Source organism: Actinotalea caeni (assembly GCF_009733795.1).
Taxonomy (GTDB): Bacteria; Actinomycetota; Actinomycetes; order Actinomycetales; family Beutenbergiaceae; genus Pseudactinotalea; species Pseudactinotalea caeni.
In genome coordinates, this window is sequence record NZ_WNXX01000013.1 from 105,184 (window position 1) to 113,690 (window position 8,507).

The 8,507-nt window shown below is 71.9% G+C and carries 7 protein-coding genes; all 7 read right to left on the reverse strand.

What is annotated here, in order from left to right:
- Window positions 1-79: 79 nt before the first annotated feature.
- Entirely contained in the window at window positions 80-2,704 is a 2,625-nt protein-coding gene (locus GPA02_RS12565) for an exo-rhamnogalacturonan lyase family protein (RefSeq protein WP_156200416.1), read from the reverse strand.
- On the reverse strand, window positions 2,701-3,369 hold the full coding sequence (locus tag GPA02_RS12570) for a DUF1961 family protein (protein WP_240134027.1): 669 nt from the start codon (window positions 3,367-3,369) through the stop codon (window positions 2,701-2,703). The genes GPA02_RS12565 and GPA02_RS12570 overlap by 4 nt, the downstream gene beginning before the upstream one ends.
- Entirely contained in the window at window positions 3,366-4,031 is a 666-nt protein-coding gene (locus tag GPA02_RS12575) for a rhamnogalacturonan acetylesterase (protein ID WP_240134028.1), read from the reverse strand. The genes GPA02_RS12570 and GPA02_RS12575 overlap by 4 nt, the downstream gene beginning before the upstream one ends.
- A gap of 6 nt (window positions 4,032-4,037) precedes the next feature.
- Entirely contained in the window at window positions 4,038-4,922 is an 885-nt protein-coding gene (locus GPA02_RS12580) for a carbohydrate ABC transporter permease (RefSeq protein ID WP_156200419.1), read from the reverse strand.
- Window positions 4,922-5,899, reverse strand: coding sequence for an ABC transporter permease (locus tag GPA02_RS12585; protein ID WP_156200420.1), 978 nt, complete (start codon window positions 5,897-5,899; stop codon window positions 4,922-4,924). The genes GPA02_RS12580 and GPA02_RS12585 overlap by 1 nt, the downstream gene beginning before the upstream one ends.
- A gap of 104 nt (window positions 5,900-6,003) precedes the next feature.
- The gene (locus GPA02_RS12590) at window positions 6,004-7,557 is read right to left on the reverse strand and encodes an extracellular solute-binding protein (RefSeq protein WP_156200421.1); all 1,554 of its coding nucleotides are present in this window, start codon (window positions 7,555-7,557) and stop codon (window positions 6,004-6,006) included.
- Complete coding sequence (locus GPA02_RS12595; protein ID WP_162457774.1) at window positions 7,554-8,240, reverse strand: YesL family protein; 687 nt, start codon at window positions 8,238-8,240, stop codon at window positions 7,554-7,556. Before GPA02_RS12595 ends, GPA02_RS12590 begins: the two co-directional genes overlap by 4 nt.
- Window positions 8,241-8,507: the final 267 nt, after the last annotated feature.

Sequence of the window (8,507 nt, forward strand, 5' to 3'; positions counted from 1 at the left end):
GCGTCGTCGTGCGGTTCCGGGGGCCTGCGGCCCGGGTGCGTGACGCTCCGCACGTGTGCCGAGCGTCACGCCCGCGGGCTCACTCCGGCGGCAGCCGGTGCCCGATCAGCGCCAGGCACTGCATGGTCGCGAGGCTGCCCTGGGCGGCGTCGTTGGTCCACAGCGTGGGGGCGTCGTCGACCGGTGCCATGACCGACGGCGGGTCGAACCGCTCGCTGACGAAGTCGCCGCGCATCCGCTCGCCGCCGGCGAAGAACGCCTGCCAGGCGCGGTCGGCGAGGTCGTCGCGGCCGAGCCGGTTCGCGGCGTAGGCGAGGATCCGCGAGTGCGCCTGCTCGAACGGGGCGCCGCCGTGCTCGCGGCCGAGCTCGGCGACCTGCTCCTCGGGGGTGCCGAGGTAGAGCCGGCAGTACTGCAGCCAGGCGTCGCGGAAGCCCGGGGCCTCCTCCTCGCTCACGAGGTCGACGAGCTCGGAGCAGATCTCGACGAGCCCGAACATGATCGACAGGTGCGAGGCGCCGACCTGCTCGCGGCTGGTGTCGAACCGGCCGGTGTCGAGGTCGTAGAGCGCCTCGCCGGTGAAGAACCCGTAGCGCAGCGCCCCGATGTCGGCCATGGTGCCGAGCAGCCGGTCCCGCGAGCGCTCGTTGCCGGTGATCTCCCAGTCGGCGAGCCAGGTCGCCGCCAGCGCGCTCCAGTCGGTGCCGAGGCCGACCCCCAGCGCGTGGCGCTGGGGCCGGTAGGTGGCGGCGTCGGGCCGCACCTTGCGCACCGGGTCGAGCCCGAGGAAGGTCCGGTCGGAGTCGCGCAGCTCGAGCATGAGGTCGCGCGAGTGCTCGTCGGCGGTGAGGAAGTAGTGGTGCCGGCGGTAGGCGGGGGTGCTGATCCGCAGCTGCTTGGCGCTGCAGCCCCAGTGCTGCACGTTGTGCCGGGTGCCCAGCCCCTGGAAGCGGCCTGCGTGGTAGACGTCGACGTCGCCGGTGTGACGGGTGAGCCGCTCGGCGAGCCGGAACACGTCGGCGCGCCCGGTGCGCAAGAACGCGGTCCACAGCCACAGGTCGGGCGAGAGCTCGGAGTTGTCCCAGGCGTAGCCGCCGACGTCGTAGCGCCAGGTGTGGCGGTCGGCGTCGTAGGCGTGCATGAGGTCGCCGTGGTTCCAGAACCCGTACCAGGAGCGCTGGTCGACCTGCCCGACGTAGAAGTCGAGCAGCGCGCTCAGCCGCCGCTCGAGCCGTGCGCGGGCGGGCGTGCTGTCGTCGGGCAGGTCCCAGTCGCCGAGGACGTGGGCGGCGTGCAGCGCCTGCGGCGTCGGCGCCAGCCGGGGCGCCTCGACGACGTGGGCGACGTCGGCCGCCAGCCGTTCCAGCGGCGGGGTCGCCGGGTAGGCGACGACGGTGAGCTCGTGGGTGCGCGCGATGCCGTGGGCGTCGCCGAAGCCGGGCTCGTAGTCCTCGTAGGTGATGTCGAGCGCGTCGAGCTGCTGGGCGTAGGTCTCCTGGCCGAGGCCGTCGTGGTAGAACCGCAGGTCCATCGGCTCGGCGTCCGGCGACCAGAGCCAGACCGTGACCGACCCGGCGTCGGAGGTCGCGCGCTCGACGTCGAGTCCCGTGGGGTGGGACTGCCAGAAGTCGGTGACCCCGACCGCGAGGCCGCCGCCGGGGTCGCCGAGGTAGGCGACGCCGTCGGACCGCGTGCCCTCGGTGACCCCGATCCACGGGTGGTCCGGTGTGGTGCGCTTGTGGACGGTGAACCCGTTCGCGCTGTGCTGGCGCAGCCGCCACGCGTCCCAGGTCGGCACCCAGCGCGCGAGCCGGGCGACGTCCTGCTCCCAGGTCTCCGGCGGCGGCGTCGGCTCGCCGGCCATCTGGGCGGCGCGCACGGCCTCGCCGGGGTCGCGGCGCAGGCCGGTCAGCCCGCGCACGGCCTCGCGCAGCAGCCCGCCGCCGGCGCCGGCGAGCCGCACGTGCCGGTCGTGCGGCTCGGCGCGCAGCGGCACGTCGAACGTCAGGCCGAGGGAGGACAGGAAGTCGGTCTCCGGGGCACCGTCCCACACGAACGAGTGGACGACCCGCAGGTGCGCCGACCCCGCGACCGCGACGAGCCGGACGGTGAACGGCAGCCAGCGCCGGCCGGTGTCGGTGCGGTGCCGGCCCTCGACGCGCACGACCGCGCGGACCGGGCCGCGCTGCTCGACGACGACGCCCTCGACCTCGCCGACGCCGTGGTCACGCGCGGCGTGGTTGGGCTCCGGGGTGGTCTGCACGCTCGAGCGCAGCCGGCCCTCGCGCCCGACGACGACTCCGCCGACCGCGATCTCGCGCACGAGCGCGTCACCCGAGGTCGGGACGGTCACCCGCATCGCGCCGGTGTCGAGGACGACGGCGTCGCCGGTCTCGGCGACCGTCACGGCCACGTCCGGGTCGCGGTGCGCGTCCGCGACGAGCCGGTAGCGCCCGCCCGGCGCAGCGGTCGCGCCCAGCGCGACACCGGTCCACTTGACGCTGCCGTCGGGCCACGTCGCGAGCGGCCACAGCTGGGCCGGCACCGCCGCGCCGTCGCCGTCGACGACGCCGAGGCTCGCCAGGTCGGTGACGGCGCCGCGCGGGAGCGGTGCCCCGAGCGTCGCGCCCGCGGGCAGCGCGGACGGGGTCTCGTCGTCGATCCAGCGCAGCGGGACGTCGACGACGGCGGGGGCGGAGGTCATGAGAGGGGGGTCACCTCGAGGTTGCGGTAGTGGGCGGTGAGGGGTGCCATCTGGCGGAAGCCGATCCGGCCGGCGCCGAGCGGGGGCCCCGTGGTGCCGTCGTCGACCCAGCGGAACAGCTCCAGGTCGTCGATCGCGAAGGCGACCTCCGGGCCGCGCTTGGTGACGCGCACCCGGTAGTGGTCGTCGACGTCGGCGAGCGGCGGCAGCGGGTCGGCGCCCTGCGCGACCAGGTGGAAGCCGGGGCTCTTGCGCAGGTTGCAGGTGTGGAAGCGGCGCTCGCTGGGCCACTTGCGGCGGTAGTAGGACACGTGCAGCGTGCGCACGTCACCGGAGTGGTACTGCGGGTAGTAGCCGCTGCGCGGGGCGAGCGAGGGGTCGAAGAGGTCACGCTCCTCGGTGCCGGTCGCGGCGAAGAAGAGCATCGCCAGGCCGGCGCCCGCGAGCGGGCGGAAGTCCCACGCGATCTCGACGTCGGGGCCGAAGACCTCCGGGCACCAGAACGTGATGTGTGCGTGGTCGCCGCGCCCCGCGGCCGCGAGCGCGGGCTCGTCGGCGGTGCTGCGCAGCCGCATGCCGCCGTCGACGTGCTCGACGCCGACCGGACCCTCGGCCACCCAGCCCTCGAGGTCCGCGGGCGCCGCGAGCGGGTTGCGGTAGGTCACGGCTGCACCACCCACGCACCGAGCGGCTGGGTGCGGTCGTCGAGCCCGCGGACCACCCGCAGCTGCTGCGCGACGAACGCCGCCACCGTCCGCGCGCCGTCCGCGCCGAAGTGGGTGTTGTCGGGGGCGCCGGTCTCGGGGTGGGCATGGCCGAACAGGCGCCACGACCCCTCCTCCCCGAGCCAGAGGTACAGCCAGCGCGTGAACCCGGTCAGCTCGATCACCGGCACGCCCGCCGCGGCACCGAGCGCGCGCACCGCAGCCGGGTAGGGGCCGTGCGAGTGCCGCAGCTCGCCGTCGTCGGTGAACAGCCGGCGCTCGACGCTCGTGGCGAGCACCGGCTCGGCGCCCGCCGCGCGCGCCTCCTCCACGAACGTCCGCAGGTTCGCGGTGTACCCGCCCTCGGCCGCGAGCGCTTCGGGCTCCTTCTGGTCGTTGTGCCCGAACTGGACGACGACGAGGTCGCCCGGCTCGACGGCGTCGAGGATCGCCTGCCAGCGCCCCTCGGCACGGAACGACGCCGTGGTCGCGCCGCCGATCGCCTGGTTGTGCACACGCTCGGTGACGTGCTCGTGCAGGGCGGCGCCCCAGCCGGCGACACCGGAGTCGTCGAGCGGTCCCGGTGCGACGGTCGAGTCGCCCGCGAGATGGATGGTCACCACGCCGTCTCAGCCCTTCACGCTGCCGATGAGCATGCCCTTGGCGAAGTGCTTCTGGAGGAACGGATACGCCAGCAGCACCGGGATCGTCGCCACCATGACGACGGCGAACTTGATGCCCTGCGCGGGCGGCGGCACCTCGGTGTTCATGTCCTCAGCGGTGAGCGTCGCCGAGGCGGTGACCTGCCGCAGGATCATCTGCAGCGTCCACTTCGACTGGTCGTTGAGGTAGAGCAGCGGCGACATGTAGTCGTTCCAGATGCCCACCGCGTAGAACAGCGCGAAGGTCGCCAGCACCGGCTTGCTCAGCGGCGCCACGACGCTGCGCAGGATCCTCATCTCGTTCGCGCCGTCGATGCGGGCGGACTCCTCGAGCTCCTTCGGCAGCTCCTGGAAGAAGTTCTTGATGATGATGAGGCTGAACGGGTTGATCGCCGCCGGCAGGATCAGCGCCCAGTAGGTGTCGAGCAGCCCGAGGTTCTTCACGATGATGAAGGTCGGGATCATCCCGGCGGAGAACACCATGCAGAACACGACGAGGCTGAGGATGGTCCGCCGTCCGGGCAGGTCGATCTTCGACAGCGGGTACGCCATCAGCGCGGTCAGCGTCAGCTGCACCAGCGTGCCGACACCGGTGACGGCGATCGTCGTGACGAACGCCCGCACGAAGATCTTCGACGACAGGATCGACCGGTAGGAGTCGGTGATGACCTCGGTCGGCCACAGGAAGAACGGCCGGGTCGTGATCTCGAGCTCGGTGGCGAACGAGCCCGCGAGCACGTAGAGGAACGGCAGCAGCGCGAGGGCGCCGATCGCGCTGAGGACGACGACGTTGACGACGTCGAAGACGCGCCCGGCGCGCGTGTTGAACCGCTTGTCGGTGAGGCTGGCCATCAGAAGATCCCCGGCTGCTTGAGTCGCTTCGCGAGCCAGTTGGTCCCGAAGATCAGGACGAGGCCGACGATGGCCTTGGCCAGACCGACCGCGGTCGCGTAGGAGTAGGCACCCTGCTGGATGCCGGTGAAGTAGACGTAGGTGTCGAACACGTCGGCGACCGAGCGGTTGAGCGCGTTCGACATCAGGTAGATCTGCTCGAACCCGGTGTCGAGGATGTTGCCGGTCTGCAGGATCAGCAGCACGACGACGACCGAGCGGATCGACGGCAGCGTGATGTGCCAGACCCGCTGCCAGCGGCCGGCGCCGTCGATGATCGCGGCCTCGTACTGCTCCTGGTCCACGCCCGCGAGCGCGGCGAGGAAGATGATCGTCCCCCAGCCGGTGTTCTTCCAGACCCACTGCAGCAGGATCAGCGGCCGGAACCAGTCGGGGTTCGCGAGGTAGTTGGTGTCGGAACCGAACACGTCGTTGAGCAGCGTCCACAGCGGGCCGTTGCCGACCGCGAACAGCAGCCCGGTCAGCGACACCACGACCGTCCACGACAGGAAGTGCGGGATGTACACCAGCGTCTGCACGGTGCGCTTGAAGACCTGCTGCCGCACCTCGTTGAGGAGCAGCGCCAGCACGATCGTGATCGGGAAGGCGATGAACAGGCTCAGCGCCGCCAGGATCAGCGTGTTGCCGAGCAACCGCGGGAAGTCAGGGTTCGTGAAGAAGTTCTCGAAGTGGTCCCAGCCGACCCAGTCGCTGCCCTCGATCCCGAGGAACGGGATGTAGTTCCGGAACGCGATCTGCGCGCCGTACATCGGCCAGAACCGGAACAGCGCGAAGTAGACGACACCGGGGGCCAGCAGCAGGAACAGCCACCGGTACCGCACCAGCGTGACCCAGAGGTTGCGGCGGTTCTGCGGCGGCGGCTCGGGCTTGATCAGCGGTCCGCGGTCCACGTCCTCGACGGTCGTCGCGACGGCCATGGCAGCCCTCCTCTCGAGGGATCAGGGGCGCGCGAGGGCTCGCGCGCGGGTCGGCGACCCGGCTGCGGGCCCCGAGACCGGGGCCCGCAGCGGGTCGGGAGCGATCAGCCGAGCTGGCTGTACAGCTCGTTGATCTCGGCGGTCACCTGGTCGCCGCCGCTGGTGCGCCAGCGCTCGATGGCCGCGTCCAGGCCGGCCTCGTCGATCTGACCCGCGAGGTACTGGATGCGGGCGTCGCCGATGATGTTGTCGAGCTGGGTGCCGTTCGTCGTGTAGGTGTCCGACACCAGGCCCGCCGCCGGGTTGAAGACGGCGTTCGCGAGGTCCTCCTCCTGCAGCTGCAGGCGGAGCTCGTCGAAGGCGATCGCGTCCTCGTCGGACGGCTTGACGCTGTACGCCTCGTAGCCGGCGACGTTCATGCCGAGCTGCGCCCACGCACCGGTCACCTGGTCGGTGAAGTCCTGCCGGTCCTCGTTCCAGACGATGTAGTCGCCGTCGACCTCGAAGTTGTCGCCCTCGACGCCGTTGTTCATGAGGATCTGCGCCTCGGTCGAGTTGAGGTCGTTGAGGATCTGCAGCACCTGCTCGAGCTGCTCCTCGGTCTGCACCTTCGCCCGGGGGATCGCGAGGAAGCCGGCGTAACCGGTCGTCGGCAGCGCGAAGGTGCCGTTGGGGCCCTCCAGCTGGCCGACCAGCGCCACCTTCTCGTCGGGGTCCTCACCGGCGTCGGTGAACAGGCCGCGCAGCTGCCCGGCGCGCGACTGCACGTCGATGATGATGCCGCCGTCGCCGTTGAGGAAGGGCTCGTTCCAGGTCGCCGGGTCCATCGTGGCGAAGTCGGGGTTGATGTAGCCGTTCTGCACGAGCTCGCGCTCGAACTCCAGCGCCTCGCGCCACTCCGGCGTGGTGAACGCCGGCACCAGCTCGCCGCCCTCGTCGCGCCACATGTTGCCGGCGCCGTACCAGACCTCGATGGTGTCGTACGGGCTGTTGGTGCCGATGCCGCCCGGCCACTGCGGGGCGATGAGGCCGTAGGTGTCGTCCTCGCCGTTGCCGTCGGGGTCGTCCTCGGTGAACGCGCGCGCGATCTCCATGAGGTCGTCGGTGGTCTCGGGCTGGTCGAGCCCGAGGTTGTCGAGCCAGTCCTGGCGGATGATCACCGAGGCGCGGATGACGTCGCGCGCGCGGTAGACGCCGAAGATCCGGCCGTTGATGCCCGAGGCGAGCTCGACGTCGGGGTTCTCCGACACCAGGTTCGGGTAGTCGCCCGAGTGCAGGTAGTCGGTGAGGTCCCAGAACCCGCCCGCGAGCGCGGTCGAGACGAACCCCTGGTCCTTGCCGGTGATGACCATGACGTCGGGGATGTCGTCGCCCGCGAGCGTCACGTTGACGCGCTCGCCGTAGGAGGAGTTCGGCACCCACTGGACGTCGATGTCCACGCCCGCCAGCTCGCTGAGGCCCTGGTCGACCGGGTCGTCGTCCTCGGGCGGCACCTCGGCGAAGTACGGGGCCATGATCGTGAGGCTCTCGAGCGCCTCACCGCCGCCGCGGTCACCACCGTCGGTGCCGCCGCCGCCGTCGCCGCCACCGCTGCACGCGGTGAGCACCAGCGCACCTGCCACGACCGTGGCGAGCGGTGCGATCCGTCGCATTCTCATCGGGTTTCCTTTCGAGCGGGATCACTCATCGGGGTGTGCGCAGCGACCAGGCGGTCGTTGCGAGCGAAGCAGGACACGCAGATCGCGGTGACCGTGTAGATCCAGCCGCCGATCGCGAGCACGGGCAGCAGGCCGGGCGCGAACCACACGACCAGCGCGGCGACCGCCGTCACGGCCGCGACGAGCACGGTCGCGGGGAGGTCGTGGGCGAGGTAGCGCACCGCCGTCGTGGCGTAGCGCCCGAGCGGCAGCTCGTAGTGGGTGTAGAGCGTCAGCGCGAACGTCGCGGCGAGCGCCACGAGCGCCAGGGCGACCCAGAGCGCCGGGACGAGCGGGCCGCCGGTCGGTGCGAACGTCGCGATGTTGGTGCCGAGCAGCGCGGCCACGAGGCCGAACGGCGCGAGCAGCAGGTTGGCGCGCACGAGCTCGCGCCGCCACACGCGCGCGAACGTGCGCAGCAGCGGCTCGCCGTCGCCGCGCACCCGGGTCCGCGAGACGGTCGCGGCCGCGACGAGCGCCGGCGCGAGACCCAGCACGACGCCGCCGAGCAGCGTGAAGACGACGACCAGCAGGTTGAGACCGGCCAGCCAGACGAGGAGGTCGGCCGCGTCGTAGAGGCGGCCACCGGGGAGGCCGGAGGTGCGGGGAATCGCTTTCCGTGCTGGCTCAGCAGTCAGGGCCATCGCGGCGCTCCCTCGAGAATCCTCGTCGATGTCGGCGTAGAGCAGGGCCGCACGGGTCAGTGGCGGCATCCCGGTTGAATGGATTCATGACCATAACCGCGCGATGATGCAGCCGTCAAGACGAGGCTGCCGCCATCCACGGCGCGGGCACCCGGGCGCGGGCACCTGGCACGGCCACCTGGGCACGGGCACCTGGGGCGCGGGCACCCGGGCGCGGGCACCCGGGCGCGGCCACCCGGGCGCGGCCACCCGGGCGCGGCCACCCGG

Excerpts from the sequence above, each read along its gene's own strand:
- GPA02_RS12565 (WP_156200416.1), bottom strand. The coding sequence starts at position 2,704 with ATGACCTCCGCCCCCGCCGTCGTCGACGTCCCGCTGCGCTGGATCGAC.
- GPA02_RS12580 (WP_156200419.1), bottom strand. The coding sequence starts at position 4,922 with ATGGCCAGCCTCACCGACAAGCGGTTCAACACGCGCGCCGGGCGCGTC.
- GPA02_RS12585 (WP_156200420.1), bottom strand. The coding sequence starts at position 5,899 with ATGGCCGTCGCGACGACCGTCGAGGACGTGGACCGCGGACCGCTGATC.
- GPA02_RS12590 (WP_156200421.1), bottom strand. The coding sequence starts at position 7,557 with ATGAGAATGCGACGGATCGCACCGCTCGCCACGGTCGTGGCAGGTGCG.
- GPA02_RS12595 (WP_162457774.1), bottom strand. The coding sequence starts at position 8,240 with ATGGCCCTGACTGCTGAGCCAGCACGGAAAGCGATTCCCCGCACCTCC.